27 protein-coding genes are annotated in these 26,117 nt (G+C 65.5%); 15 read left to right on the top strand and 12 right to left on the bottom strand.

Annotation, left to right across the window (positions count from 1 at the left end; translation table 11 throughout):
* Positions 1–28: 28 nt before the first annotated feature.
* The 5 genes from VJV41_RS02985 (at position 29) to VJV41_RS02965 (ending at position 4,644) form a co-directional block, all read left to right on the top strand.
* Positions 29–1,486, top strand: coding sequence for an ornithine decarboxylase (locus VJV41_RS02985; RefSeq protein ID WP_325330932.1), 1,458 nt, complete (start codon positions 29–31; stop codon positions 1,484–1,486).
* A 98-nt stretch (positions 1,487–1,584) separates the two neighbouring features.
* The gene (locus VJV41_RS02980) at positions 1,585–3,429 is read left to right on the top strand and encodes a hypothetical protein (RefSeq protein WP_325330930.1); all 1,845 of its coding nucleotides are present in this window, start codon (positions 1,585–1,587) and stop codon (positions 3,427–3,429) included.
* Positions 3,426–3,608: a hypothetical protein gene (locus tag VJV41_RS02975; RefSeq protein ID WP_325330928.1), complete on the top strand. Its 183-nt coding sequence runs from the start codon at positions 3,426–3,428 to the stop codon at positions 3,606–3,608. The genes VJV41_RS02980 and VJV41_RS02975 overlap by 4 nt, the downstream gene beginning before the upstream one ends.
* Positions 3,605–4,018, top strand: a complete 414-nt coding sequence (locus tag VJV41_RS02970) for a hypothetical protein (RefSeq protein ID WP_325330926.1) — start codon at positions 3,605–3,607, stop codon at positions 4,016–4,018. The genes VJV41_RS02975 and VJV41_RS02970 overlap by 4 nt, the downstream gene beginning before the upstream one ends.
* 74 nt (positions 4,019–4,092) lie before the next feature.
* Positions 4,093–4,644, top strand: a complete 552-nt coding sequence (locus VJV41_RS02965) for an isochorismatase family protein (protein ID WP_325330924.1) — start codon at positions 4,093–4,095, stop codon at positions 4,642–4,644.
* Between the two features lie 26 nt (positions 4,645–4,670).
* On the opposite strand, the gene VJV41_RS02960 is transcribed toward VJV41_RS02965, so the two are convergent.
* On the bottom strand, positions 4,671–4,850 hold the full coding sequence (locus VJV41_RS02960) for a hypothetical protein (protein WP_325330922.1): 180 nt from the start codon (positions 4,848–4,850) through the stop codon (positions 4,671–4,673).
* A 107-nt stretch (positions 4,851–4,957) separates the two neighbouring features.
* Here VJV41_RS02960 and glgX point away from each other — a divergent pair, with 107 nt between their 5' ends.
* Both glgX and VJV41_RS02950 read left to right on the top strand, forming a co-directional pair.
* Entirely contained in the window at positions 4,958–7,102 is a 2,145-nt protein-coding gene (gene glgX, locus VJV41_RS02955) for a glycogen debranching protein GlgX (protein ID WP_325330920.1), read from the top strand.
* Between the two features lie 586 nt (positions 7,103–7,688).
* The gene (locus VJV41_RS02950; RefSeq protein ID WP_325330918.1) at positions 7,689–8,249 is read left to right on the top strand and encodes a TetR/AcrR family transcriptional regulator; all 561 of its coding nucleotides are present in this window, start codon (positions 7,689–7,691) and stop codon (positions 8,247–8,249) included.
* Here the strand turns inward: VJV41_RS02950 and VJV41_RS02945 are convergent.
* Positions 8,233–8,604: a hypothetical protein gene (locus VJV41_RS02945; protein WP_325330916.1), complete on the bottom strand. Its 372-nt coding sequence runs from the start codon at positions 8,602–8,604 to the stop codon at positions 8,233–8,235. The two genes, VJV41_RS02950 and VJV41_RS02945, sit on opposite strands and share 17 nt — an antisense overlap.
* A 52-nt stretch (positions 8,605–8,656) precedes the next feature.
* On the opposite strand from VJV41_RS02945, the gene fabG reads away from it, so the two are divergent.
* Positions 8,657–9,433, top strand: coding sequence for a 3-oxoacyl-ACP reductase FabG (fabG, locus tag VJV41_RS02940; protein ID WP_325331011.1), 777 nt, complete (start codon positions 8,657–8,659; stop codon positions 9,431–9,433).
* On the opposite strand, the gene VJV41_RS02935 is transcribed toward fabG, so the two are convergent.
* Positions 9,430–10,089: a PAS and ANTAR domain-containing protein gene (locus tag VJV41_RS02935; RefSeq protein ID WP_325330914.1), complete on the bottom strand. Its 660-nt coding sequence runs from the start codon at positions 10,087–10,089 to the stop codon at positions 9,430–9,432. The genes fabG and VJV41_RS02935 overlap by 4 nt on opposite strands.
* Before the next feature lie 104 nt (positions 10,090–10,193).
* Here VJV41_RS02935 and VJV41_RS02930 point away from each other — a divergent pair, with 104 nt between their 5' ends.
* The 3 genes from VJV41_RS02930 to VJV41_RS02920 are packed head-to-tail and all read left to right on the top strand — an operon-like array spanning position 10,194 to position 12,272.
* Entirely contained in the window at positions 10,194–10,646 is a 453-nt protein-coding gene (locus VJV41_RS02930) for a MarR family winged helix-turn-helix transcriptional regulator (protein ID WP_325330912.1), read from the top strand.
* Positions 10,643–11,461, top strand: a complete 819-nt coding sequence (locus tag VJV41_RS02925; RefSeq protein WP_325330910.1) for an ATP-binding cassette domain-containing protein — start codon at positions 10,643–10,645, stop codon at positions 11,459–11,461. The genes VJV41_RS02930 and VJV41_RS02925 overlap by 4 nt, the downstream gene beginning before the upstream one ends.
* Before the next feature lie 58 nt (positions 11,462–11,519).
* A complete protein-coding gene (locus VJV41_RS02920) occupies positions 11,520–12,272 on the top strand; it encodes an ABC transporter permease (RefSeq protein WP_414684867.1) in 753 nt (250 codons plus the stop codon).
* Here VJV41_RS02920 and VJV41_RS02915 read toward each other — a convergent pair.
* Together VJV41_RS02915 and VJV41_RS02910 are read right to left on the bottom strand one after the other, a co-directional pair.
* A complete protein-coding gene (locus tag VJV41_RS02915) occupies positions 12,249–14,156 on the bottom strand; it encodes an ArnT family glycosyltransferase (protein WP_414684866.1) in 1,908 nt (635 codons plus the stop codon). The genes VJV41_RS02920 and VJV41_RS02915 overlap by 24 nt on opposite strands.
* A gap of 19 nt (positions 14,157–14,175) precedes the next feature.
* On the bottom strand, positions 14,176–14,685 hold the full coding sequence (locus VJV41_RS02910) for a YkgB family protein (RefSeq protein ID WP_325330906.1): 510 nt from the start codon (positions 14,683–14,685) through the stop codon (positions 14,176–14,178).
* 124 nt (positions 14,686–14,809) lie between these two features.
* On the opposite strand from VJV41_RS02910, the gene VJV41_RS02905 reads away from it, so the two are divergent.
* Complete coding sequence (locus tag VJV41_RS02905) at positions 14,810–15,883, top strand: cellulase family glycosylhydrolase (protein WP_325330904.1); 1,074 nt, start codon at positions 14,810–14,812, stop codon at positions 15,881–15,883.
* Between the two features lie 3 nt (positions 15,884–15,886).
* On the opposite strand, the gene VJV41_RS02900 is transcribed toward VJV41_RS02905, so the two are convergent.
* Complete coding sequence (locus VJV41_RS02900; protein WP_325330902.1) at positions 15,887–17,248, bottom strand: maltokinase N-terminal cap-like domain-containing protein; 1,362 nt, start codon at positions 17,246–17,248, stop codon at positions 15,887–15,889.
* Positions 17,245–19,026 carry a maltose alpha-D-glucosyltransferase gene (gene treS, locus VJV41_RS02895; protein WP_325330900.1) on the bottom strand — a complete coding sequence of 594 codons (1,782 nt, stop codon included), beginning with the start codon at positions 19,024–19,026 and terminating at the stop codon, positions 17,245–17,247. The genes VJV41_RS02900 and treS overlap by 4 nt, the downstream gene beginning before the upstream one ends.
* Positions 19,027–19,233: 207 nt before the next feature.
* Between treS and VJV41_RS02890 the strand changes: the two genes are divergently transcribed.
* A complete protein-coding gene (locus tag VJV41_RS02890) occupies positions 19,234–19,623 on the top strand; it encodes a hypothetical protein (RefSeq protein WP_325331007.1) in 390 nt (129 codons plus the stop codon).
* Between the two features lie 5 nt (positions 19,624–19,628).
* Here the strand turns inward: VJV41_RS02890 and VJV41_RS02885 are convergent, their stop codons facing one another.
* Entirely contained in the window at positions 19,629–20,561 is a 933-nt protein-coding gene (locus VJV41_RS02885; RefSeq protein WP_325330898.1) for a hypothetical protein, read from the bottom strand.
* A gap of 192 nt (positions 20,562–20,753) precedes the next feature.
* Here VJV41_RS02885 and VJV41_RS02880 point away from each other — a divergent pair, with 192 nt between their 5' ends.
* On the top strand, positions 20,754–21,554 hold the full coding sequence (locus tag VJV41_RS02880; RefSeq protein ID WP_325330896.1) for a HugZ family protein: 801 nt from the start codon (positions 20,754–20,756) through the stop codon (positions 21,552–21,554).
* A gap of 15 nt (positions 21,555–21,569) precedes the next feature.
* Positions 21,570–22,148, top strand: coding sequence for an orotate phosphoribosyltransferase (gene pyrE / locus VJV41_RS02875; RefSeq protein WP_325330894.1), 579 nt, complete (start codon positions 21,570–21,572; stop codon positions 22,146–22,148).
* On the opposite strand, the gene VJV41_RS02870 is transcribed toward pyrE, so the two are convergent.
* Genes VJV41_RS02870 through VJV41_RS02855 form a run of 4 tightly spaced genes read right to left on the bottom strand, consistent with a single transcriptional unit; the run spans position 22,145 to position 25,969 of the window.
* A complete protein-coding gene (locus VJV41_RS02870; RefSeq protein ID WP_325330892.1) occupies positions 22,145–23,185 on the bottom strand; it encodes an ABC transporter ATP-binding protein in 1,041 nt (346 codons plus the stop codon). The two genes, pyrE and VJV41_RS02870, sit on opposite strands and share 4 nt — an antisense overlap.
* Positions 23,182–23,985 (bottom strand): ABC transporter permease, encoded by an 804-nt coding sequence (locus VJV41_RS02865; RefSeq protein WP_414684865.1) that lies wholly within the window; start codon positions 23,983–23,985, stop codon positions 23,182–23,184. The genes VJV41_RS02870 and VJV41_RS02865 overlap by 4 nt, the downstream gene beginning before the upstream one ends.
* Positions 23,982–24,833: an ABC transporter permease gene (locus VJV41_RS02860; protein WP_325331003.1), complete on the bottom strand. Its 852-nt coding sequence runs from the start codon at positions 24,831–24,833 to the stop codon at positions 23,982–23,984. Before VJV41_RS02860 ends, VJV41_RS02865 begins: the two co-directional genes overlap by 4 nt.
* Positions 24,830–25,969, bottom strand: coding sequence for an ABC transporter substrate-binding protein (locus tag VJV41_RS02855; protein WP_325330890.1), 1,140 nt, complete (start codon positions 25,967–25,969; stop codon positions 24,830–24,832). Before VJV41_RS02855 ends, VJV41_RS02860 begins: the two co-directional genes overlap by 4 nt.
* Positions 25,970–26,117: the final 148 nt, after the last annotated feature.

The following is a 26,117-nucleotide window of genomic DNA, read 5'->3' as shown; positions in this document are numbered from 1 at the left end:
TGGCACCGGTACGGGTACTCGATCGGTCATGGATCAATCCGAAGCGCCGCTCCTCGACGCATTGGTCGACTATCGGAAACACAACCGGTACGGGTATACGGCGCCGGGTCATCGGCAGGGTCGCGGCGCCGACGATCGCGTGCTCGCCGTGCTCGGTCACGAGCCGTTTCGGGATGACCTGCTGGCCAGTGGCGGGCTGGACGACCGTCGTACCAGCAACAAGTACCTCAAGCACGCCGAAGACCTGATGGCAGAGGCCGTCGGGGCCGAGATCGCATTCTTCTCGACGTGCGGAAGCTCGCTGTCGGTCAAGGCAGCCATGATGGCGGTTGCAGGCGGAGATGGCAGCCTGCTGGTCCCTCGGGACAGCCACAAGTCTGTCGTTGCCGGCCCGATCTTCTCGGGAGTCCAGCCACGGTGGATCACCCCACGCTGGGATGCCGATCGGCATTTCTCGCATCCGCCGTCGCCTCAGGACTACAGCGACACCTGGGACCGGTTCCCCGACGCCGCTGGCGCCCTTGTGGTCAGCCCCAGCCCGTACGGCACCTGCACCGACCTCGAAGGCATCGCGAAGGTGTGTCACGACCGGGGCAAGCCGCTGATCGTCGACGAGGCGTGGGGCGCGCACCTGCCCTTCCACGAAGACCTTCCGACATGGGCGATGGATGCGGGCGCCGACATCTGTGTGGTGAGCGTGCACAAGATGGGCGCCGGCTTCGAGCAAGGCTCCGTGTTCCATCTACAGGGCGACCTGGTCGACCAAGCGCGGTTGTCGGCATGCGCCGACCTGCTGATGACCACTAGCCCGAACGTGATGGTGTACGCGGCGCTCGACGGCTGGCGGCGCCAGATGGTCGAGCACGGCCGCGAATTGCTGGGCAAGGCATTGGAATTGGTGGACGGGCTGCGTCACGACATCGAGCTGATACCGGACGTCGAGGTACTCGACGACGAACTGCTCGGCGTCGAAGCCTCACACGACCTGGACCGGTTGCAGATATTGATGGACGTGTCGGCGACGGGAACGTCGGGCTATCAGGCTGCCGACTGGCTTCGCGAGCACAAACAGGTCGACCTGGGCATGACCGACCATCGCCGGCTGCTCGCCACGATGTCTTTCGCGGACGACAAGGCAACCGGCGAACGGCTGCTGGACGCGCTCTGGGCGTGGCGCAAGGCGGCCAATGACTTCGATCCGCCGCCACAAGTCCGGCTGCCGTCGCCCTCGGAAATCGAACTCGAGACGGTTCAACTTCCCCGCGACGCCTTTTTCGGCCGCGTCGAGGCGGTATCGGCGGAGCAGGCAAGCGGGCGGATCTGCGCCGAACAGATCACGCCCTACCCGCCGGGCATACCCGCCGTGGTTCCCGGCGAGCGGCTCAACGACGCGGTGATCGAGTACCTGCGCACGGGCCTCGACGCCGGCATGAACGTGCCCGACGCGGCCGATACGTCACTGAAGACGTTCCGCGTCGTGGCCTGACGCAGATACCCGGTACCCCTGGTTTCGGATGGGTCGATTCCGGCAACATTACCCAGGAGTCAGTTCAGTATGACGACACTGAAGCGGGTGGGCAGAGAATGGGGTTTCCACACAGGTCAGAAGCTGTTTCGGTACTTGCCCAGGGCGGTGAGGGGGGCGGTGCGGCACTCGACCAGGTGATCGGCATGTCGGTGGCCGCGCTGGTTGTCACGGCCGGTCTGCTGTGGATCGGTTACCTGCACCGAACGCGCCGAATCACCTGGCTGAACAACCTCGCCGAATGGGCCGCGCGCAAATTCAAGCGGCCGCCGTGGGTGGCCCTGCCGATGGCCCTGTTCATCACGACGCTGATCTGTGCGCTGTTCGGATTCATCTGGGACGTCAGCCTGCACATCGGCAAGGGCCGCGACCCCGGCCCGTTGGCCAACCCCGCGCACTACTTCATCCTGTTCGGCCTCTTCCTGCTCTTCATCGCCGGCTGCATGGCGTGTGTGCTGCCCTACGACAAGCCCGGTCAGTCGGCGGTGCGCATGACCCGCAACTGGTATGCCCCCGTAGGCGGCATCTTGATGGCGGGCTGCGGACTCTATGCGCTCCTCGGCTTCCCGCTCGACGACATCTGGCACCGGATCTTCGGCCAGGACGTCACCCTATGGGGCCCGACGCACCTGATGATGATCGGCGGCGCGGGATTCTCCACGCTGTCCGCGCTGATGCTCAACCACGAAGGACTCAAGGCGATGGGCGAAGACGCCCCGACCGGCGGCATCTTCGTCAAGTTCATCCAGTACCTCGGCTTCGGCGGGATCATCGTCGGCCTGTCGGTGTACCAGATCGAATTCGACTTCGGCGTACCGCAATTCCGTCAGGTGTTCCAGCCGATGCTGATCGCGGCGGCAGCGGCGTTCGGTCTTGTCGCGGCCCGCATCATGCTGGGCCGGGGCGCGGCGATCATCGCCGCCGTGCTGGCGATCATGCTGCGAGGCGGCGTCGCCCTGGTGGTTGGCCCGATCCTCGGTGCACCGATCAACTGGTTTGCCCTCTATCTCGGACCCGCGATCGTCGTCGAGCTCATCGCACTCACCCCGCTGCTGAAGCGTCCCGTCCTCTTCGGCGCTGTCAGCGGCTTAGGGGTGTCGACCATCGGACTGTGGCTGGAGTCGCTGTGGATCGGCGCGGTCTACCACTATCCGTGGCCGACCAGCATCTGGCCGGTAGCACTGGCGATGGCCGTTCCGGTCGCCATTCTCACCGGTGCCTGCGGCGCTCTGTTCGGCATGGTCCTCACGTCGCAGCGACTGCCGTCGCGTGCCATCGGCATCGGTCTGGTGGTGCTCACCGTCCTGGCGATCGGCGGTGCCACTGCGAATGGGCTGCGCTACAACGTGCCGCAGAACGTCACGGCGACGATCACCCTCACCGAGGCCGCGGCCAACCCGGGCCAGCGGATGGTGAACGCCGACGTGCGCATCAACCCGCCAAACTTCATCAGCGAGGACCCGAACTGGGTCTCGATCCTCGCATGGCAGGGCCATCTGCAGAACCAGCGCGGCCAGGTCGTCGACAATCTCGAGAAACTCGGCCCCGGCCACTACCGCACCACCGGACCCGTCCCGGTCTGGGGCACCTGGAAAACCCTCCTGCGCGTTCACGACGGGCAAACGCTGACGGCAGCGCCCATCTATCTCGCCGGCGATCCGGGCATCGGCGCAGCGGAGGTTCCCGCGCAGGCGTCGATGACGCGGCCGTTCGTCGCCGAGGTCACCATCCTTCAACGCGAGCGCAACCCCGATACGCCGATTGTGCTGTGGACGATCGGCTGCCTCATAGTGCTGTTCTGCACGCTGGTCCTCATCGGCGGCCTCAGCTGGGGTGCCGGCCGGATCGCCCGCAGTGAGCCGTCGGGCAGCAGGACCGAACTCCAGCCCTCAGTGCAGGCATGACGGCACAGCCGCACGTCGAGATCCTGGCCCACCACGGCCTGCTGCTTGCGATACCGGCATTCGCCCCGGCAATCGCCGTAGCAGCCGTGGTCGTCTACATCGCGATACGCGACCGCCGGTCAAAAGGTCCGGCTCAAAGTGAGAAGTCAGACGCGCCGGGCCAAGATGGTTCACCGTGACGAAAACTAAAACCTTCGCGATTCTGGCGGTGACGGCAGTCCTCACGGCTGCATGCGGCGGAACCAACAACAGCCAAAGTGCTTCCAGCGCAGCGCCGTCGACGGTCAATCCGTCGGATATGTCGAACAACCAAGCCCCGCCGAGCCGCCTCCTCATCGACGTCAACATCAAGGGTGGCGAGGTCACGCCGACCAATGCCCAACTGCAGGCGACGGTGAAAGAACAGATCGTCATCCGGGTGAACAGCGATGCCGAAGACGAGGTGCACGTGCGCTCCAATCCCGAGCACACGTTCAAGGTCGAGGCCAAGCCGATGCAGTCGTTCCAGTTCACCGTGGACGTGCCGGGCAAGGTCGACATCGAATTGCACCACCTGAACAAGACCATCGCCACCATCACTGTGCAGTGAACCCGGATCGGTCCGTCGCCGTATTGGCCCATGAACGAGTCGACGCGGCCGGCCCGCGCTCCTAACGTTGAGGCATGCGGGCGCTCATCATCGACGACGTTCAAAACGACTTCTGCGAAGGCGGTTCGCTGGAGGTGAAGGGCGGTTCCGCGGTAGCGCGCGGCATCTCCGAACTTCTCGCCGGCGAGCACGGCTACGCCCACGTCGTTGCCACCAAGGATTTCCACATCGATCCCGGCGAACACTTCTCCGCCAATCCCGACTACTCAGTGTCGTGGCCGCGGCACTGCGTGGCGGGCTCACCCGGCGCGGAGTTCCACTCGGACTTCGACGCCAGTGCGGTCGAAGCGGTGTTCAAGAAGGGCCACCACTCGGCCGCCTACAGCGGGTTCGAGGGGACCGACGACTCCGGCACGACGCTGATGGACTGGCTGCGCGAGCGCGGCGTCGACGAGGTCGACGTCGTCGGGATCGCCACCGACTACTGTGTGCGCGCCACCGCTGTCGATGCGGCCGCGGCCGGATTTACCACCCGGGTGCTGCTGGACCTGACCGCCGGTGTCGCACCCGAGTCGACCGCGAGGGCGCTGGAGGATCTACGGGCCGTCGGGGTGGAGATTTCTTAGCGCGAGCAGACGTAAAAGTTCCCAATTCATCGGCGTGTCGGGACACTTTGCGTCTGCTCGCGAGTCAAAGCGTCGGCCAACTCCTCGCGCATGCCGTCGCCAACGGCGTTGCGCCTGCTCGGCCGGTTGAGCGTGATCGTGGCCACGCCGCGGTCCACCGCCACCAGCAACGTGCGGTAGCCGGGCAGGTTGGCACGGCTGGGCACTGGGTACCTCCGGTGCGTGAGGAGCAGGCGGCAGTTGACCCGTATCGTCGCCTTGGTCAGTGCCCAGTCTGTCTGGGTTCGTCTGGTTCTCGTCAGGAGCGTGCAGTTTGACCCGAGCCGCCGAGCGGCAGCAGCCACCGTCCCCAGCACCATTGGAGGTGTGGCCGGGCAAGGCGTACCCGATGGGCGCCACGTACGACGGCTCCGGTACGAACTTCGCGTTGTTCAGCGAGGCCGCCGAACGAGTCGAGCTGTGCCTGTTCGACAACGGCACTGAAACCAGGGTGGCGCTGCCCGAGGTGGACGGCTTCGTCTGGCACGGCTTCATTCCCAACATCGAACCGGGCCAACGCTACGGCTACCGCGTGTATGGCCCCTACGATCCTCACGCCGGACGACGGTGCAACCCGAACAAACTGCTGCTGGACCCGTACGCGAAGGCGATCGACGGCACCTTCGACTGGAACCAGTCGCTGTTCGGCTACAACTTCGGAGATCCCGACAGCCGCAACGACGACGACTCCGCGGCCAGCACGCCCAAGTCGGTGGTGATCAGCCCGTTCTTCGACTGGGGCGTCGACCGCCCGCCCGGCCACGAGTATGCCGACACGGTCATCTACGAGGCGCACGTCAAAGGTCTCACCCAGACGCACCCGGACGTCCCCGAACAGATCCGCGGCACCTACTCCGCCGTCGCGCATCCGGTGATCATCGAGCACCTGCAGTCGTTGGGCGTCAACGCCATCGAGCTGATGCCGGTGCATCACTTCGCGAACGACTCGACGCTGCTCGACAAGGGACTGACCAACTACTGGGGATACAACACGATCGCCTTCTTGGCGCCTGACTCGAAATACAGCAGCAGCACCACGCCCGGCGGACAGGTCCAGGAATTCAAGGCGATGGTCCGCGCTCTACACGAGGCCGACATCGAAGTGATCCTCGACGTGGTCTACAACCACACGGCCGAGGGCAATCACCTCGGGCCGACGCTGTCCATGCGCGGCATCGACAACGCCGCCTACTACCGGCTGGTCGACGACGACAAGCGCTATTACATGGACTACACCGGAACCGGCAACAGCCTCAACGTCGGCCACCCGCACACGCTGCAGCTGATCATGGACTCGCTGCGGTACTGGGTCACCGAAATGCACGTCGACGGTTTCCGGTTCGACTTGGCCGCGACGCTGGCCCGTGAGTTTTACGACGTCGACCGCTTGGCCGCGTTTTTCGAACTGGTGCAACAGGATCCGACGGTCAGTCAGGTCAAGCTGATCGCCGAGCCATGGGACGTCGGCCCGGGCGGCTACCAGGTCGGCAACTTCCCGCCGCAGTGGACCGAATGGAACGGAAAGTACCGCGACACGGTGCGCGACTACTGGCGCGGCGAGCCCGCCACCCTCGACGAGTTCGCGTACCGGCTGACCGGCTCGGCGGATCTCTACGAGCACACCGGCCGCCGTCCGGTGGCCTCGATCAACTTCGTCACCGCCCACGACGGGTTCACGCTACGAGACCTGGTGTCCTACAACGAGAAACACAACGACGCCAACGGCGAGGACAACCGCGACGGGGAAAGTAACAACAAGTCCTGGAACTGCGGCGCCGAAGGCCCCGCAGAAGATCCGGCGATCAACGCACTGCGGGCCCTGCAGCAACGCAATTTCCTTGCCACACTGCTGCTTTCGCAGGGCGTGCCGATGATCTCACATGGCGACGAGCTCGGCCGCACTCAACGCGGTAACAACAACGTCTACTGCCAGGACAACGAAACGTCCTGGATCAACTGGGCACAGGCCGACACTGAGCTGATGGAGTTCACCCGCGAGGTGTCCGCGCTGCGTGCTGCGCACCCGGTATTTCGCCGGCGCCGGTTCTTCTCCGGCCGCCCGGTGCGCCAGCGCGGCGGCGCCGGACTGCCCGACATCGCGTGGTTCGCACCCGACGGCTCGGAGATGAGCGACGAGGACTGGGAAACGGCCTTCGCGAAGTCGGTGGCCGTATACCTCAACGGCCAGGGCATCCCGTATCTGGACGAGCGAGGGCAGCGCGTCACCGACGACTCGTTCGTGCTGTGCTTCAACGCCCACTACGAACCGATCCAATTCACGCTGCCGCCAAAGGAATTCGGTGCGTCATGGAAGCGCGTGATCTACACCGGTTCGGATGGGGCCGAAGGCCCGGTAGAGGCAGGCGCAACGGTGCCGGTCGACGCCCGCGCGGTGCTGGTGCTAGAGGCGGCGGGTTAGCTCACTCGACGACGGGGAAGATGGAGTCGCCGTCCTCAGGGGTGCCGCTGACCTGACCCTCTCCGCGACCGTGGTCTTCGGGGTCGATCTGGTCCATCGCGATACCCTCGTCCGTCGGCACGATCGACGGTTCGGGCTCGTCGGGCCTCCATCGGGCGCAGGGTGTCGTCGACTCCGCCGCTGTCGTTCGGCGAGTCGGCGAATTCGGGGTCAACGCTTTCCACGAAAGATCGGTTGCCCACTCGTCCGGTTGCTAAACGCGCTCGACCGCACCGGCCGGGGCCGAACGGGAGATGCGTTGTGCGCCAGCGTGCTTGCTGGCCGGAGTTGGCCTTTCCGTACCAGGCCGTATGGTACCGTTAGCTGCTGCAGCAACCGTGGCCGCCGGGATGGCACCCGAGGCTTTCTTGTGAGTGCCGCCGGCCGGGCGGGCCGGGAGTAGGAGCCGAAGAGCGGCGGCGCCCTACCTGGGCGGCCACGGTTGCCAGCCCATTCATCAATTTTAGGCAATCCTGTGGTTGTTTGCCAGAAATTTATTTTCGTGAGTGTCAGTAACGTGGACGCGCCATCGCCGTATGCTCGCCAGATGGCGCCGCGGCGCGATCCTGGCCGCCGGCTGTCGGACGAAGACTGGATCCAGGCCGGATTTGCACTCCTCGCCGATAGCGGCCCGAACGCGTTGCGCGTCGACCGGCTGTGCAAGCGGATGAATGTGACAAAGGGCAGCTTTTACTGGCATTTCGCCGATACACAGGCCTACCGCACGGCCCTGATCGAAGCGTGGGGCGACCTCAACGACGATCACCGCCGGCCCTTCGACGACATGCGCGACGTCGACCCCCGCGAGCGCTTGGCGTTGATGATGCGGACCTGGGTCACGCCGCAGCAGTGGGACCTCGAACGGGCGATGCGAGCGTGGGCGTTGACCGACGAAACGGTGCTGGCAAGTGTTCAGCGAAGCGATCGGCGAATCTTGCGGGCGGTCACGCAGGCCTTTGGAGACTACGGATTCGGGCCCGAGGACGCCGCGTTGCGGGCGACGGTGATGGTCGCGGCGGGAATCGGCTTCCTACACGGATCGGACTCGGTCGGCTACGCCTCGGAGGAGTTACGGGAACGCTTCCTGGACTTCATGCTCCGACCGTAGGTTCCAGCCCGGTTTTCTTGTCCAGGTACTGCAGCAGGTCGTGGGCCGCCAACTCGATGTCCTTGTGCCGCCACTCGGACGCCCGGTAGATGCAGGCGATCAACCCGGTGCGGTGAAGGCGGCGAAAGTCCCCGTACCCGAACGCGTACCTGGCCTTCGTACCGTCCTTGGCGCCATCGGTCAGGCCCAGGTGCCATTCGGCGTACTGGTCCCACGAGTGCGAGTCGAGGTAGGAGTTCTGATCGTCGGCGCGGGGTTGCACCTCTCCCCAGTCGCTGTCGAGGACGTACTGACGGGCGTCGATGAGCTCACGTGCCTTGGCCACCGCGGCGTCGTAGAGCAGGTAGGAGGCCATGGCATCATTGTCCGCTCTGCGGGGTGAGGCCGGATGCCCGACACTGATGCGCATGTTCTCACTGGCAGGCAAATCTGTGCTGGTCACCGGTGGCACAAAGGGAATCGGGCGGGGCATCGCGTCGGTGTTCGCGACGGCGGGTGCACACGTGGCGGTCGCCGCCCGGTCCAGGGTCGATATCGACGCCGCGGTTGCCGCGCTCGACGGCCTGGGCACTGGCGAGGTCATCGGTGTCGCGGCCGACGTCTCGAACCGCGACTCCTGCACGGCGATGGCCGAAGCCGTTGTCGACGCGTTCGGCGGCCTCGACGTGTTGTGCGCCAATGCCGGCATCTTCCCCGAAGCCCCGCTGCGGACGATGACTGCCGTCCAGCTCGCCGAGGTGCTGGACGTCAACGTCAAAGGAAACATCTACAGCGTGCAAGCCTGCCTGGATGCACTGATCGCGTCCGGGCGCGGGCGGATCGTTCTGACGTCGTCGATCACCGGTCCGATCACCGGCTTTCCCGGATGGTCGCACTACGGCGCATCCAAGGCGGCCCAGCTGGGCTTCATGCGGACGGCGGCGATCGAACTCGCCCCGCACCGGATCACTGTCAACGCGGTGCTGCCGGGCAATATCCTGACCGAGGGACTGGCCGATCTCGGGGACGATTACCTCGCCGGGATGGCGCGGGCAATACCGGCGGGCAGCCTCGGCACACCTGCGGACATCGGTTACGCCGCGGCGTTCCTCGCCAGCGACGAGGCGAGCTACATCACCGGTCAGGCCATCGCCGTCGATGGCGGGCAGGTGCTGCCGGAGTCGCCGGACGCGGTGACCGGCTAATCGGGTCTGACGCGCTCGTGTGCGTTCGACAGGATCGCGGCGACGCGGTCCGCGTCGTCCTCGCTCAGCACTGATGCCCCAACGGCGTCCTCGACAAACGCAGCCGCGATGTCGCGCAGTTTGACGTTGGTTTCCTGCGAGCGCCGGGCCAACATGACGAACGCGTCGTCCTGCGACACGCCGAAGGTCAGCATGAGCATCCCCATGGCTTGATTAATGGCAGCGCGGCGCCTGGCGATGGTTCCGACGACCTCGTCGAGCGAGCGCCGTACGTCGGCGTCGAACTCGTCGGTGACGTCGATGTAGAACCCCGTCGTGCCGACGACGTTGCCATCGTCGTCGAACCAACGATCCCCGACCACGACGACGACGCGCACATTGCCCGCGGTGTCGATGATGCGGTGCCTGCTGGAGAAGGGCACACCGTTGCGCCGAACCTGCTCGATCAGCTCCGCGACGGTCGGCTTGTCATCGGGATGTTTGTGAGAGAGCACGAGTTCGGTTGTGGGCGTGACAGTTCCGGGCTCGTAGCCGTGCATGGCAGCCACTTCGTCGGACCATTCCCAGCGATCCTCGTCGATTCGATACTTGAAGCTGCCCGCAAGCGGCCAGCCCGATGCCGGTCGCTTCACGTCGAACATCCCTCCCTTACTCACCGCCCCACCCTGGAGTATCTCGCGGCGTGCGATCTCACGGAGGCGAAACTTCACGGTCGGAGCGCACCGGGAAATTAGCTCTGTAACAGAGGTAATATTACCTCGTGGACACCCGCCGCGACCTGACCGCCGAGCTGTTCAACGTGGTCGGGCGGTTTCGGCGCCAGCTGCGCCGCTCGGCCGGGCGCGGATTCGACGCGATCGGCATGACCCAGTCACAAGCCGAAATGCTGCGCTTGGTCGGACGCCAACCGGGTATCTCAGTGCGGGAGGCGGCTGTCGAACTGGCGCTGGTCCCCAACACCGCGTCCACATTGGTGTCCAAGCTGGCCGCCGATGGTCTGCTGATCCGGACCGTCGACGCCCAGGATCGCAGGGTCGGCCGGTTGCGGCTGACCGAGCCGGCCCAGCGCATCGCCGACGATTCCCGTGCCGCGCGGCGGGCGGCGTTGTCAGCGGTGCTCGACGAACTCGACACCGGCCAGATCGAGCGGCTGGCGAATGGATTGGAGGTGCTGGCCGAGATGACCCGCATGCTGCACGAAAGGCAAACATGACCGAGTCAGGCCCGCCCGCGATCGACTGTCGCCAGCTCACTCACCGCTACGGTGACTTCACCGCGGTAGACGACTTCAGCCTCGAGGTCAGCCAGGGCGAAACGGTCGGACTACTCGGACCCAATGGCGCCGGAAAGACGACCGTGGTGCGGGTGCTGACCACGTTGACGCCGGTTCAGCGCGGCGAGGTGCACATCTTCGGGCTGGATTCGCGGCGCCACACGATGGATATTCGTCACAACATCGGCTATGTGCCGCAACAGCTTTCGATCGAATCGGCACTGACCGGTCGTCAGAACGTCGAGCTCTTCGCCCGGCTCTACGATGTGCCCCGCGCCGAACGAGCGGACCGCGTGGACGAAGCGCTGGAGGCAATGCAGTTGTTCGATGTCGCCGAGGGGCTGGCCGGCACGTACTCCGGAGGCATGGTCCGGCGCCTGGAGTTGGCGCAGGCGCTGGTGAACCGGCCGTCACTGCTGATCCTCGACGAACCGACCGTCGGGCTGGATCCCATTGCGCGAGATGGTGTCTGGGCCCAAGTCCGACGGATGCAAGACGAGTTCGGCATGACCGTGCTCCTCACCACGCACTACATGGAGGAGGCCGATGCGCTCTGTGACCGTGTGGCGCTGATGCATCACGGCCGACTGCAGGCAGTCGGCTCCCCCACGGAGTTGAAGAAGACGGTCGCTGATCAAGCCACGCTCGAGGACGTCTTCCGCCACTACGCGGGCTCGGATCTCGACGAGGACACCTCGCAGGACGGCTTGCGGGCGGTCCGCTCCAGCAGAAGGACGGCGCGCCGTGTCAGTTGAACCGAAAGCCGGTGTCGAGCTGGTTCGCGCGCCTCATGGATGGCGCCGTGTCCGCGGGATGGTGTTGACGGTAGGCGCTTTCGCGTTGGTCGAGCTGCAGAAGCTGCGGCACGACCGGACGGAACTGTTCACCCGGATGGTGCAGCCGGCGCTGTGGCTGCTGATCTTCGGTCAGACGTTCTCCCGGTTGCGCGTCATCGACACCGGCCATGTTCCGTATCTGGCCTTCCTCGCTCCGGGCATCATCGCGCAGTCGGCGTTGTTCATCTCGATCTTCTATGGCATCCAGATCATCTGGGACCGCGACGCGGGCATTCTCGCGAAGTTGATGGTGACGCCGGCGCCGGCGTCGGCACTGGTGACCGGGAAAGCGTTCGCGGCCGGAGTGCGGTCGGTGGTGCAGGTGATCGGCGTGGTGGCGCTGGCCTATCTGCTCGGCGTCCACATGACGGTCAACCCGCTGAAAATCCTTGCGGCGATGGGTGTCGTGGCGCTGGGGTCGGCGTTCTTCGCGTGCCTGTCGATGACGCTGGCCGGCCTTGTCCGCAACCGCGATCGGCTGATGGGCATCGGACAGGCCATCACCATGCCGTTGTTCTTCGCCTCCAATGCGCTCTACCCGGTCGACGTGATGCCGCAGTGGCTGCGGTGGCTGTCGACCGTCAACCCACTCAGTTATGAGGTCAACGCGCTGCGCGGACTGTTGATCGGCACGCCGACGAATCCGCTCCTCGACATCACCGTGCTGGTGGTCTCGGCGGTGGCGGGTATCGCCGCGGCGTCAGCCTTACTGCGGCGCCTTGTTCGCTGATTTGGGCGCCGACAGGTCATACACCGTCGCGTCGCCGACCGTTCTGGACGGAAAGGTGGCGGCCACCCACTTCGGGATGTCTGCGTGGCCGCGATTTCCCCAGCCTGGTCCGCGGCCACGGTTGTTGACGGTGACGTAGTACGCGACCTTGTGTTGCGCCACATCGTCTTGAAACTCGCTCAGCGTCGGCACCGGGTCGCTGCCCGAGAACCCGCCGATCGCCATCACCGCTGTGTCCGTGGATAATTCGAGACTCGCAGCGCTCGACGAGCGGTTGATCGCGGCGGACCATTCGGTGCTCGTGCCCTTGAGCATCGCGTCGAGATCCGGATTGTCCACGCTCTGATCGAACCTCCGCATACCGCTGTGCCGCGACGCGTCAGCGGGGCCGACGGTCGGTCCACCACCCTGATGCGGCTGACCGATCGTCGCTAGTGCGTACGCCGCCGGTCCGGCAAGCGCCGCGACGAGCCCCGCAGTGAGCGCCGCCGTCGGGAATCGACGAATCACGAGCACGCCGATTGCCGCCACCGTGAGCACGAGGATGGTCCATCGCAGTTGCGGCAGCCAGTCACCCTGTCTGCCAAGGATCCACCAGCTCCACACTCCGCTTGCGAGCACCAACGCCGCCAAACCGCCTCGATACAGCCACTTTTCGCGTAGCTGCCACATCTGTTGAACACCGATCGCGAACATCGCAGCCACCGCCGGCGCGATGGACAGGCAATAGTAGGGGTGGATCATGCCGTGCATGTAGCTCAACACCAGGCCGTCGACCAGCAGCCAGCCGCCGAACAGTATCGCGGCGGCGCGCACCAGATCCGTCCGCGCGGCGCGCCGACGGGACACGACAACGAGTGCCGTCGCCAGCAGAGCCGCAGGCACCAGCCAGCCGATCTCGAAGCCGAATTCGCCGGAGAACAGCCGCGACCACCCCTGTGCCTGGCCACCGAACCCTCCGAACCCGCCGTGCGCTCCGGGGGTGAGCTGCGCGCCGGCGGCGGTACCAACCACCTCTTGCGGCGGCTGGAACCCGGCATTGTTGCGGCCCAGGATGCGCGCAAAACCGTTGTAGCCCAACACCAGATTCATGAAGTTGTTGTCAGTCGAGCCGGCAATGTACGGGCGTGACGACGCCGGCCACAGCAACGTCAGCACCACGAACCAGCCTGCCGACACCACGAATGCCGCCGCGGCCACCAACACGTGCCGAATCCGGCTGAGCCACGGTGCCGGCGCCGCGGCGAGGTAGGCAGCCGCCAGCGCAGGCGCCACCATCAACCCCTCCAGCATCTTCGCCAGAAATGCGAATCCGAGTGCGGCACCGGCCCACGCCAGCCATTTCGCGCTGGCGGCGCCCAATGCCCGCACCGTGCAATACGCCGCGGCCGTCATCAGCAGCACCATGACCGCATCGGGGTTGTTGAAGCGAAACATCAACGCGGCCACGGGCGTCAGTGCGAGCGCCACCCCGGCCAGCAAGCCGGCGCGCGGACCGCTGATGCGTGCCACCGCGCCGTAGATCAACGCCACGGCTGCAACCGCCATCAATGCCTGCGGGATCAACATGGCGGCGCTGCTGAAGCCGAATATCTGCCCGGACAGGCCCATCACCCACTGTGAGACGGGCGGCTTGTCGACGGTGATGAAGTTGTGCGGGTCCAGCGATCCGAACAGCAGGGCTTCCCAATTCGTCGAACCCGCCTGTGCCGCAGCGGCGTAGAACTGGTTGCCCATCCCGTTGACGGTGATGTTCCACAGGTACATCACCGCGGTCGCAACCAACAGCGCAACGAAGCCCACCCGGTCCCACATGTTCGTGGTCGGCCGGGCGGGCTCGTTGCAGTCGATCGCGGATGTCGGCGCGTTTAACGTCGTTGTCACACCCGCCAGTGAGTCATTGCTAGGTTGCGTGAACCTGTGAGGAACCGGCGAGAGTGCTGCGGGTTGTCCGCAGCGCATCGGTCAGCGTCCACACCGAGATGCCCATCAGCGCCACATCCTTGAACAGGAATCCGCCGCTCAGCGACAGGAGCGGGAAGCCTCCCGCGGACGCGTCGAAAACGCCTGGCGTGGTGAACAGAAAGCTGATCGTGGCGGCGAACAGCAGGATGGCCAGCCCACTGCCGAATACAGACACTTTCGGCCACCAAGGCTTAACGGCGATCAGCGCCGCCGCGGCGACTTCGAATACCCCGAGCAGAACCGAAAACGTGTACACCGAGAAAATGTCGTACAACCAGCTCATGAATGGGCTGTCGGCTACCAGCGGCTGGATGCCCTGTGCCTCGTAATTGGTGAATTTCAGCGCGCCGAACCACGCGATCACGATGACCAGGCCGTAGCGCGCGAACAGGCCGCCAAGCGTATCGATGGCGTTTTGCTTACCGGACTGAATCTGTTGTGTGGCCATACCGTGTGGTGCCACCAAAAGCCGCTACCGTTACGCCGCCACTACGCTGGGCTGGGTTTTGTTACTTTCAACCAAGCAAATCCGATACATCCCTTGTTCGGATAGCCCGAGAAATGGGGAACGCATGCGCACTCTTGTGAAATCCGTCGTTGCGCTGGTGGCGGTCGCCGTGCTGTCGGCAACGGCGGTCAATGTGCTCACTTCCCCATCGCCTAAGACTGGAAGCTACCCGGTCGTGGAGTCGGCCGCCGTCGGATCGATCGGCTTCGCCGACTCGGATATGTGGGGCTACGGGCCCGACGACGTCAACCACGCGATGGACTTGATGCTCGCCGCCGGCGTGCACAGCGTGCGCGTCCTGATGCCGTGGGCGGGGATTCAGCCCGATCCGAACACTTGGGACTGGGGCCAGGCCGATCTGATAGTCGGCGCCGCCAACGCCAGGGGAATGGGCGTCATCGGAGTCCTGAACTCCTCCCCGGGCTGGGCGGCCGTGCCGGGCACGCTCGCTTTTGCGGGCCCGCCTGCGGACATGGCCACCTACGGAGACTTCGCCGCCGCGGTCGCGAGCCACTTCCGCGGCCGGGTGGCGGGCTACGAAGTGTGGAACGAACCCAACTCGATCATGTTCTGGGCCACCGGCGCGCAAGGTCCTGACCCGGCGCTTTACGCCCAGTTGCTGAAGACCGCCTATCCGCGGATCAAGGGCGCCGACCCCGGCGCCACGGTGATCGGCGGTGTGCTGGGCTGGGTGGTTTCGTTCGGTTCGCTGACCATGGACCCGGTGGTGTTCCTGCGCGGAATGTATGCCGCCGGCGCCGCGGGAAGCATGGATGCGTTGTCGTTTCACCCGTACCACTACGGCATCAAGTTCTCGGCCGGCCGCGGCGTCCCCGATTCGCCGATGACTCAGCTGGAGGGATTGCGCGGCCTGATGGCGGCCAACGGCGACGGCGGCAAGAAGATCTGGGCCACCGAGTACGGCGAGCCCACCTCGTCGGTCGACGAGGCGACGCAGGCCGACTACATCCGCGACTTCCTGACCACCTGGCGCTCGCTGCCCTACACCGGACCGGCGTTCATCTACACGCTGCGCGATCGCAATACCGGCAGCGGCAGTGACCACGACACGCTTGGCGTCTATCGGTCGGACTGGACACCGAAGCCGGCGGTCGGGGTGATCCAGTCGCTGGCCTGAGCCTCAGCCGACGATCCGGGCGATCGACTTGAGCGGGATCGGCAGCCAGCTCGGCCGGTGCCGCGCCTCGTAGGCCGCTTCGTACACCGCCTTGTCGAGCTCGTAGGCCGCAAGCACATGCCCGGAATCGCGCGGGTCCGCACCGGATATCGCCGCATACCCGTCGCAGAAGGAGGCCGCGTTGCGGTCCACCCATTCGCGGGCGCGCGCGGCGAGCTGACGGTCCCGGTCGTCGGCTCCAGTGTTCGAGGACTGGTCCATCAACCGCTGGTAGGCCGCGTATTCGAATGACCGCAGCACACCGGCGACATCGCGCAACGGCGAGTCTGGCTGCCTGCGTTCATCGAGCGGCTGGCCGGGTTCACCTTCGAAGTCGATCACCAACCAGGTTTCCGGCGTGCGCAACACCTGACCGAGGTGCAGGTCGCCGTGGATCCGCTGGACTGTGAAGGTCTCTTCGGTCAGCTTGCGGTAGCTCTCCTCGATCTGTGGAAGATAGGGCTGCAGTTCGGCCACCGAACCCGCCGCAGACCACAGCCGCTCCAGCATGGCCTCGGTCGGGAACTGGATGGTGGAGGTGCCGAGCTGTTCGGCCAGCGTCGCGTGCACCGACGCGACCGCCTCACCGAGCCGATAGGACTCGCCGGCGAAGTCACCACCCACCTCGTCGGCGTACAGATCGCCCTCCGCGAAGAGGTCGCGGGTACTGGCGGTGGCCATGTCCCACCCTTCGGCGGAGTTGGCGGCGAACTCGGTAACCATGCCCAGCGCGAATGGTTCATCGCCCAACGTGATTTCGTACGAGCCGAGCAACCGCGCCACATGCGGATTGTCGGCCCGCGCCAACACCCTGTTGAGTTCGATGTCCGGATTGACGCCCGGCGTGATGCGGCGGAACACCTTGAACACGGCCTCTTCTTCGAAGATCACGCTGGTGTTGCTCTGTTCGGCGCTGGACACTCGCGGCGCGGCGTCCAGCGGCAGCGTGACGCCGGGCTCCTTGCCGAAGCGCGCGTCACCCACGGTCGCCGACGAATCGATGAGCCTCAGCAGGTATTGCGCGGCGGCAGGATCGTAGAGCGCGTCGAGGGCGACGCGGTCGCCGTCGGCACCAATGGTCGCGACATTGAGAAATTCGACAATCGAGCCTCCGCCGGATGTCGCCGCGTCCGCGGCTCCGAAGTCCCAGAGCACGATCACCTGGTAGCGCTCCGACGAGCCATCGGTGTAGCAGACGTCGAGCAGCACGAGGTCGAGGTCATCGCGCAGTGACACGACCGTGGCCGGTGTGGCAGAGGACAGCTCACGGTTTCGGCCCGCATACCAGCGTTGCTGGACGAGCCATTCGTCGAACGGCAGATTCATGACTGCTCTCCCGACTCTGGAGCCCGCAGCTGGAACCAGTAGAAGCCGTGACCGGGCAAGGTCAGCAGGTACGGCAGCTGGCCGATGCGGGGGAACTCAACGTACCCGGTCATCTCGGTTGGGGTGTACCCGTTGTACGCCTGCAGATTCATCTCGATCGGCTGCGGGAACCGCGACAGGTTGTTGACGCACAGCACGATGTCTCCGTCTGATTCCCGGACATACGTCAGCACCGACGGGTTCGACCCGCCCAGTTCGTGGAACGTGCCGATCGCAAACGCGTCATGACGTCGCCGCACCGCGAGCATGGTGCGCGTCCAGTTCAGCAGCGAATTCGAGATATCGCGCTGCGCCTCGACATTGACTGCTTGATAGCCGTAGATCGCGTCCTGATTGGGCGGCAGGTACAGCCGGCCGGGCGTGGCCGTGGAGAAGCCGGCGTTGCGATCGGGTGTCCACTGCATCGGCGTGCGCACGCCGTCGCGGTCGCCGAGCCAGATGATGTCGCCCATGCCGATCTCGTCGCCGTAGTACAGCACCGGCGAGCCCGGCAGCGACAGCAATAGCGCCGTGAACAACTCGATCTGGTTGCGGTCGTTCTCCAGCAGCGGCGCCAACCGCCTGCGGATGCCGACATTAGCCTTCATCCGCGGGTCCTTGGCGTACTCGGCGTACATGTAGTCACGCTCTTCGTCGGTGACCATCTCCAACGTCAACTCGTCGTGGTTGCGCAGGAAGATGCCCCACTGCGCCATATCCGGGATCGGCGGTGTCCCCGCAAGGATTTCCGAGATCGGGAACCGCGATTCGCGGCGCACCGCCATGAAGATGCGTGGCATCAGCGGGAAATGGAACGCCATGTGGCATTCGTCGCCGCCGGTGTCGGGATCGCCGAAATACTCGACGACGTCGGCGGGCCACTGATTCGCCTCCGCAAGCAGCACGCGGCCGGGAAACTCGTCGTCGATCACCTTGCGGCAGTGTTTGAGGAACGCATGCGTCTCGGGCAGGTTCTCGCAGTTCGTGCCTTCCCGCTCGAACAGGTACGGCACGGCGTCGAGCCGGAACCCGTCGATGCCGAGGTCGAGCCAGAACCGCAGCACGTCCAGCATTGCGTTCTGCACGGCCGGGTTGTCGTAGTTGAGATCCGGCTGGTGCGAAAAGAATCGGTGCCAATAGAACTGGCGACGCACGGGATCGAACGTCCAGTTCGACTCCTCGGTGTCCACGAAGATGATTCGCGCGTCGCCGTACTTCTCGCTGGTGTCACTCCACACGTAGTAGTCGCCGTACGGCCCGTCGGGATTGCGCCGCGACTCCTGGAACCACTCATGCGAATCCGACGTGTGGTTCATGACGAGATCGGTGATGACGCGGATGCCGCGGCGATGCGCGGCGTCCAACAAGTCGACGAAATCGTCGACGGTGCCGAACTCTGGCAGCACCTTGTAGAAGTCGCGAATGTCGTAGCCGCCGTCACGCAGCGGGGAGTCGTAGAACGGCGGCAGCCAAAGACAGTCGACGCCAAGCCACTTCAGGTAATCGAGCTGCTCGGTCAGGCCGCGCAGATCACCAGAGCCGTCAGAGTCGGAGTCGAAGAAGGCGCGCACCAGCACTTCGTAGAACACCGCACGCTTGAACCACGTACGGTCCTCCGGCAGCACACGCGCATGTCCGAAGTCTTCAGCGGTGGGATGTTCGACCACGCCGTCTTCGACGTGGCTTCCCTCCGCCGGGTCGTGCTCTGGAACTTCGGGGACACCGCTGATTTGATCCATACAGACTTCAAACCTACCCACGATGTCCAGAATTGAATCGGGGCAATTCGCGCCCAAACTAGCGGTTGAATCCGTGGACGCGACGGGTTACCGTGTGCGCGTCCTAGTGACATCGACACCAAGAAGAATCGAGTGGCTGTGGCTGATTCCGCGCCGAATGATGGTGAAGCTCCAGTAATCGTTGGTCTGTCCGACGCGGCGATGCACATGTATGCGGCTGCGATCGATGCGCTGCCGGACCCGGGCGACCACGAGTATCCGCACCGTGTCGGTGTCATCCTCGCCGGTATGCGCAAACTCCTGGGCTCGCTCTCCGACGCGTCAGGCCGAAGCAGGGTCACGCCGTCGGTGATCGTGGCGCTGTCCGGCGTGCGTCATCGCTACGACGAGCTGATGGAGTCGGCCGCCAACGGGCCGGGCGCAACGCTGGGGCAGCGGCTCCACGTCGCCCGTCAACGCGCCAAGCTATCCACCAAGGAAGCGGCTAACGGCGTCGGTCTGCGCCAGGATCTCATCGAAGCCGTCGAGGCGGAGGAACCGGCCACCGAGGATGAGACGTCCAGGATCAAGGACCTCATCGCCGCTCTCGGCGGCTGAGCCCGCTAACGCAGGAAGCGTTCGGCGCCCTGCGTGCGGAGGAACCGCAAGCTGTTGGCCTGCCGGTAGCCGACGAACCCGCCGCCGAAGGTCATGAACAGCAGCCCGCCCACACCCGGCAGCGCGATCGCGGCCAGATCGGCGATCGTGGGGTTACGGAAGTCGCGCGGATAGCCCACCCGGGTCGCCTGACCGCGCAGGGGCGTGAGCCTCAACTCCGAACTCGCAGGTTCGGTCGACTGCGACACCGTGGCCCGGGCCAGGGGAGGTTTGGCAACCGCGGCCTCGGCGGCGACGGGCTGTACAACCGGCCCACCCGCTGACGCGCCGATGGGCGCCGCGGGCAGCGACGGCGCGATCGGAACAGGCGGTGGCGCGACGCCCAGCGGTGGCGCCACGACCAGCGGGGCCTCCAGCACCGGCGGCTCGCCTGTGGCCGCTGAAAGCGCATGGCCGCCACCTCTACCGCCACCGCCACTGACACCGCCGCCGGCGTCGACAACGGGTGTCTCTTCTTGGGTTCTGAAGGACGGAGTTGGAGTGGGCTGTGGTTCGGGCTGCAGCCCCGAGCATGCCTCGCCGTCCGGTATCGGAATGTCAACCGTCCCGACGAAGGCCGCTAGGCCCGTTTTCTGCACTTCCTCGGGTGTGGGCCAGCGCAGTATCGGGATCGTCAGCGACGAGTTGGACTTCGTGGACGAGCCTGGCTTGATTTCCGGTGTGGTCTCCTCGCGGCCCGAACCGACGGTGCTGGTCGGTTTCGTGTCGGGCTGGCTTTCGCCGCCCGTCGTGCCGGAACTGCCGTCGACGTTGCTGCTCGTCGTCGACGTCCCGTCCGACCCGGAACCCGTCGAGTCACCGCCGTCGGCGACCGCGATGCCGCCGGTGATGCCGCTCGTCAACACACCTGCAGCGAGCACTCCGGCACATGCGGTCAAACGCGCTGCCGAAGGCGCCACCATCCTCATCCCCCAAGCGAGCGGTTGCTCGTTACGATATTGAATGCGCAAGTTATTGCTTATGCGCTTTTCCGAGTCTTGCAAATTAGTTGCTGGCATTCAATAGATTCGACGTTTCGGTAATTTCGGATGTCCGCTGGGCAACCTCGAATAGTCCGGTATCGTTCCGGCGTGGCGTCCCGTGATCACGGCGACCCGGGCGATGCCCCGTCGGTCCCTCCCCCGCTGTCAGTTGTCGCAAATACTGTTCGCCCGTCGGCCGGTGAGGAAGCTCGAACGATCGCCGCTTCGACCAACACCGGCACATTGGCGACCCTGACCGCCGACGGCGACCCGTGGGCGTCGTTTGTCACCTACGGCCTCCTCGGCGGCGCACCGGTGCTGTGCGTGTCGAACCTTGCCGAGCACGGCCGCAATCTCGCGGGCGACCCGCGGGCAAGTATCGCGATCGTCGCGCCCACGAGCGATGCCGACCCGCTCGCCAGCGGCCGGGTCACGCTGGCCGGTGTGGTCGAGCGTCCGGCGGGCGACGAAATGGCCGCCGCGCGCGAGGCCCATCTGTCCGCCGTCGCGGCCGCGAAGTACTACATCGACTACAGCGACTTCACGCTGTGGGTGCTGCGCGTGCAGCGCGTGCGATGGGTCGGCGGATACGGCCGGATGGAGTCGGCGACCGGCGAGGCTTACTCCGCGGCCGAGCCCGATCCGGTCACACCACACGCGGCCGGGGCGATCGCGCATCTGAACGCCGATCACGCCGAGACGCTGGTCGCGATGGCGAAGACGCTTGGTGGCTACCCGGACACCACGGCGGCGACCTGCACCGGCACGGATCGCTACGGCCTGGACCTGCGGATCGTCACGGAGCGTGGCGTGGCCTATCCGCGCATCGGGTACGCCGAGCCGATCGACTCGATCGACGAATTGCGTTCGGCCACCGTGCAGCTGGCACGCCTGGCGCGGCAGGACTGAAATACGATCGCGGTTATGTCTGCTGCGACCGAACGACCGGCGACCTGGCAAGCGGCCTTCGACCTCATCCGCACCCGGGGCTATGAACATCGCGAGGAACCGTTCAGGCTGGCCAGCGGACAGCTGAGCCACGACTACATCGACGGCAAGTACGCGATCGACACCGGGGAGCGGCTGGCGATCGTCAGCCGCGCGGTGGCCGAGCTCGCGGCGACCAACGGAATCGAGTTCGACGCGATCGGCGGCCTGACGATGGGTGCCGACCCGCTGGCGCACGGCGTCGCGATGGTGACCGGCAAAGCCTGGTTCTCGGTCCGCAAGGAGCAGAAGCAGCGGGGCCGCGAACAGTGGATCGAAGGCACCCGGCTAGAGCCAGGTACACGCGTGTTGTTGGTCGACGACGTGATCAGCACCGGCGGCTCCACCGAGAAGGCGTTCGAGCGCGTGACCGCGGTGGGCGCGGTCGTCACCGGTGTGATCCCGATGGTGGATCGCGGAGATGTCGCGACGAAGCGCTTCGCCGCGCGCAATGTGCCGTTCGTCGCGCTGGTCACCTATCGCGACCTCGGCATCGAACCCGTCAAGGACGTCTAGGCCGCCACGACAAGCACGGCGCCGGGTTCGACGCCCACGCTCACCGGGTCGCCGGGCGAAAAGACCCGCGCCGCCGAGCTGGCCATCTGCGCGCTGATCACCTCACCGTCCGGTAGGGCGCAGTACACCCGCGAAATCGGACCGAGGAACGCAACCGAGCTGACAGTCGACCTACCGGCCGCGTCAGGAGCCACGGTGACCGACTCCGGCCGCACCATCGCCAGGCCTGAGCCTGACGGGATCGAGCCGCGCAGCGTCGGCACCGAGGTACCGAGCAGCTGCGCCTTGCCGCCCGAAACCAGCGCTGGCACTTTGTTGTTCAGGCCGACGAACTCCGCGACGAACGGGGTGGCGGGGTTGGCGTAGAGGTCTGCCGGCGCGGCGACCTGTTCGAGCTTGCCCTGGCTCATCACCCCGACCCGGTCGGCGACGGCCAGCGCTTCCTCTTGGTCGTGGGTGACGAACAGTGTCGTCGTGCCGACTTCGAGCTGCACGCGGCGGATCTCGTCACGCAGCTGCGCACGCACTTTGGCATCAAGCGCCGAGAGCGGTTCGTCGAGCAGCAGCACCCGCGGCTGGATCGCCAGGGCCCGTGCCAGCGCGACGCGCTGCTGCTGACCTCCGGACAGCTCGCTGGCGTACTTGTGTTTGTGCGCCGACAGCCCCACCAAATCCAGCATGTCGGCGGCCCGAGAAGTCCGGTCGCCCTTGGATTTTCCACGCATCTTGAGCCCGAACGCGACGTTGTCGAGCACGGTCAGATGCGGGAACAGGCTGTAGGCCTGAAAAACCATGCCCATGTCGCGTTTGTTGGCCGGCACCTTGCTGACGTCCCGGCCGCCGACCGAAACCGTTCCCGACGTGGCTTCGTCGAGACCCGCGAGTATGCGCAGCGCGGTGGTCTTGCCGCAGCCGGACGGGCCGAGCAGGGCGACGAACTCGCCGGGCTCGATGTGCAAGGTCAGCCCGTCGAGCGCCTTCACGGGGCCATAAACCCTGGTGAGGTCGTTGAGTTCGACGGCGACTCCTGTTGTCATGCGGCGACTCCAGGTTGGACGGTGGCCACGACCGATGCGCGACGACGACCGCGGGTCACGACCGAAAGTGAAAGCAGCAGAACGAAACCGAACAACAAGACCGCCAGCGATGCGGCCACCGATGTCGGACCGTCGCTCTTTCCGATCGCGACGATCTGCACTTGAAGTGTCTGATACCCGCTCAGCGACGCGATGGTGTACTCGCCGAGTACCACGGCGATCGAGATGAACGCCGCCGACAAGATGCCGGACCAGATGTTGGGCACCACGACCCGCAAGATGGTCGTCGTCCAGCCGGCACCGAGTGAGCGCGCAGCCTCGGCCAGCGTCTGCAGATCGATAGACGACAGCGCGGCATCGAGTGCCCGGTACGCGAACGGGAGCACCAGCACTACGTAGACGAATGTCAGCGTCAACGCGGACTCGCCGAGAAAGTACGTCACCCACAGGTACACGTTGCGCAGTCCGACGACGATCACCAGCGCTGGAATGGTGAGCGGAAGCAGGCACAGAAACTCGAACACGCCCTTGGCCCATGGCGTCCGAAGCCGAACCCAGATCATCGTGGGCACCAGGATCACCAGCATCGCCACGACCGTGAAAACCGCTAGCAGCAACGAAATCACGATCGCCTGGTACAACGCATCGTCGACGACGAGGTTCTGCCAGGCACGCAGTGTTCGCCCACCCGAGATCAGGTTACGGGTGGAGAAGTCGGCCATTGCGTAAAGCGGGAACAAGAAGAACAGGCCGAACAGCAGCCACAGCGCGCCGCGAAAAACCCTGCTACCCAGGCTCACTGCAACCACCTCGCGGTTCGGCGCACCAGCAGGTTGTAGGCCACCATCACCACTGCGACGACGACGATCATCTCCAATGCCAGCGCGTAGGCGAACCCTGACTGGCCCAGCACCACCTCGCTGGTCAGCGCCGAGCGGATCAGCAGTGGAACGATCGGGCTGCCCTGGCTGACGAGTGCCGCCGCGGTCGCATAGGCCGCAAAAGCGTTGGCGAACAACAACAGTGCCGAGCCGAGAAACGCGGGCGTCAGCAGCGGGACGGCGACCTCCCGCCAGTACCGCCACGTCGAAGCGCCGAGGCTGACCGCCGCCTCACGCCACTGGCTGCGCAGCCCTTCCAGCGCGGGCACGAACACGATCATCATCAGCGGGATCTGGAAATACGTGTAGACGAGGATCAACCCGGTCAGGCTGTAGAGCCAGCCGGAGCCGGCGAGGTTCCATCCGAACACCTGCTGAACCCACAGCGTCAGCACGCCATTGAGCCCGACGGTCGCCAGGAATGCGAATGCCAATGCCACACCGCCGAATTGGGCCAGCACACTGCACAACGAGATCACTGCGCGGCGCACCATCGAGGTGGGCGGGCTACTGACGATCAGCCAGGCCAGCACCGCGCCGAGCACCGCGCCGATCAGCGCCGTGCTGCCCGACAGCAGCACGCTCTTGGCTAGCGCCGTCAGCGCGGTGCCGGTGAACAGCGCCTGGATACGGGCCAGCGAGAACACCCCGTCGGCGAAGACGGAGCTGACGATCACCGTCACCGTCGGGATGATCAGGAAGATCACCACGACGGCCAGGAACGGCAGCAGCGGCAGTCCGTCGCGTAGGCGTCGAACCAACGTCAGCCGATCGCTTTGGCCCAGTTGTCCGACAGGTACTTGGTGGCCTTCTCGGTTTGGTCCGGCGACGGGACGGTGACCGGACCATCGATGATCGGTAACTGAGCCGAGACCGTCTTGTCGAGAGTGCCTGCGGCCATCATGTTGTCCGCCCGTACCGGCCGGACACCGCCCGCGGCGAACAGATTCTGGCCTTCGTCGCTGTAGAGGAACTCTTGCCACAGCCGCGCCGCCGCGGGATGCGGGGCGTCCTTGTTGATCGCCTGGTAGTAGTAGCCGGCCACAGCAGACCCCGGTGGTACCGCCACCTGCCAGCTCGGCAGCTTCTTGGTCTCTGCAGCGTTGAGGTAGTTCCAGTCGATCACCACCGGCGTCTGGCCGGATTCGATCGTCGCCGGCGTCGGGTCGACCGGCAGGAAGTTCCCGGTCGCGTTCAGCTTGCGGAAGAACTCGACTCCCGGCGCGATGTCGTCGGCGGAGCCGCCCTGCGACAACGCCACCATCAACACCCCGGAGAATGCGGCGCCGGCCTGGGTCGGATCGCCGTTCAGCGCGACCTTGCCCTTGTACTCGGGCTTGAGCAGGTCGTTGACATTCGTCACCGGCGGCACCTTGGACGAGTCGAACCCGATCGACATGTAGCCGCCGTAGTCGTTGACCCATTTACCGTCGGCGTCCTTGTACGCCAGCGGGATGTCGTCCCACCTCGCCACCTTGTAGGGCGCGAAGATCGACGTGTTGGCCAGCGCCACAGACTGCCCGAGGTCGAACACGTCGGGCGCGCTGCTCTTGCCCTTCTGCTGGTTGGCGGCGTTGACCTCGTCCTGGCTGGCGGCGTCTGGCTGCGCAGAGTTGACCTTGATGCCGTATTTGTCGGAGAACGCCTTGATGATCGCGCCGTAGTTGGCCCAATCCGGCGGCAGCGCAATCACATTGAGCTCGCCCTCCTTCTTGGCCGCGTCGACGAGGCCGTCCATGCCGCCGAAGTCCGCGGCCGACGTCGCCTCGCTGACCTTGACGCCGGACTTCGTATCGCCACCGGTGTTGTCCTTCTGCGGCGGGGCGCAGGCGACCAGCCCCGCCAGCACCAGAGTGACTGCGGCAAACAATGACGGAAGCCGTGACATTTTTCTTGCACTCATTGGCGAACCTTCCGATGGGCAGGAGGCGGCGCAGTGGCGCAGCGGTAGCGGCGCCGTGTCACCGCGGTGAATGGATCCAACGGGGCGACCGAACCCTATCGTGGCGGCGGTGATGCCGGTGCGAGATCTTGAAGACTCCACCCCTGTT

It is taken from the genome of Mycobacterium sp., from assembly GCF_035274705.1.
Classification (GTDB): Bacteria; Actinomycetota; Actinomycetes; order Mycobacteriales; family Mycobacteriaceae; genus Mycobacterium.
Note: the sequence above shows the minus strand (reverse complement) of the source record. Positions and strands in the feature narration are given on the sequence as shown.

Coding starts and splice junctions, on each gene's coding strand:
- VJV41_RS02985 (WP_325330932.1), top strand. CDS start 29: ATGGATCAATCCGAAGCGCCGCTCCTCGACGCATTGGTCGACTATCGG.
- VJV41_RS02980 (WP_325330930.1), top strand. CDS start 1,585: ATGGGGTTTCCACACAGGTCAGAAGCTGTTTCGGTACTTGCCCAGGGC.
- VJV41_RS02975 (WP_325330928.1), top strand. CDS start 3,426: ATGACGGCACAGCCGCACGTCGAGATCCTGGCCCACCACGGCCTGCTG.
- VJV41_RS02965 (WP_325330924.1), top strand. CDS start 4,093: ATGCGGGCGCTCATCATCGACGACGTTCAAAACGACTTCTGCGAAGGC.
- VJV41_RS02950 (WP_325330918.1), top strand. CDS start 7,689: ATGGCGCCGCGGCGCGATCCTGGCCGCCGGCTGTCGGACGAAGACTGG.
- VJV41_RS02945 (WP_325330916.1), bottom strand. CDS start 8,604: ATGGCCTCCTACCTGCTCTACGACGCCGCGGTGGCCAAGGCACGTGAG.
- fabG (WP_325331011.1), top strand. CDS start 8,657: ATGTTCTCACTGGCAGGCAAATCTGTGCTGGTCACCGGTGGCACAAAG.
- VJV41_RS02925 (WP_325330910.1), top strand. CDS start 10,643: ATGACCGAGTCAGGCCCGCCCGCGATCGACTGTCGCCAGCTCACTCAC.
- VJV41_RS02920 (WP_414684867.1), top strand. CDS start 11,520: ATGGTGTTGACGGTAGGCGCTTTCGCGTTGGTCGAGCTGCAGAAGCTG.
- VJV41_RS02910 (WP_325330906.1), bottom strand. CDS start 14,685: ATGGCCACACAACAGATTCAGTCCGGTAAGCAAAACGCCATCGATACG.
- VJV41_RS02905 (WP_325330904.1), top strand. CDS start 14,810: ATGCGCACTCTTGTGAAATCCGTCGTTGCGCTGGTGGCGGTCGCCGTG.
- VJV41_RS02900 (WP_325330902.1), bottom strand. CDS start 17,248: ATGAATCTGCCGTTCGACGAATGGCTCGTCCAGCAACGCTGGTATGCG.
- treS (WP_325330900.1), bottom strand. CDS start 19,026: ATGGATCAAATCAGCGGTGTCCCCGAAGTTCCAGAGCACGACCCGGCG.
- VJV41_RS02890 (WP_325331007.1), top strand. CDS start 19,234: ATGTATGCGGCTGCGATCGATGCGCTGCCGGACCCGGGCGACCACGAG.
- pyrE (WP_325330894.1), top strand. CDS start 21,570: ATGTCTGCTGCGACCGAACGACCGGCGACCTGGCAAGCGGCCTTCGAC.
- VJV41_RS02870 (WP_325330892.1), bottom strand. CDS start 23,185: ATGACAACAGGAGTCGCCGTCGAACTCAACGACCTCACCAGGGTTTAT.
- VJV41_RS02855 (WP_325330890.1), bottom strand. CDS start 25,969: ATGAGTGCAAGAAAAATGTCACGGCTTCCGTCATTGTTTGCCGCAGTC.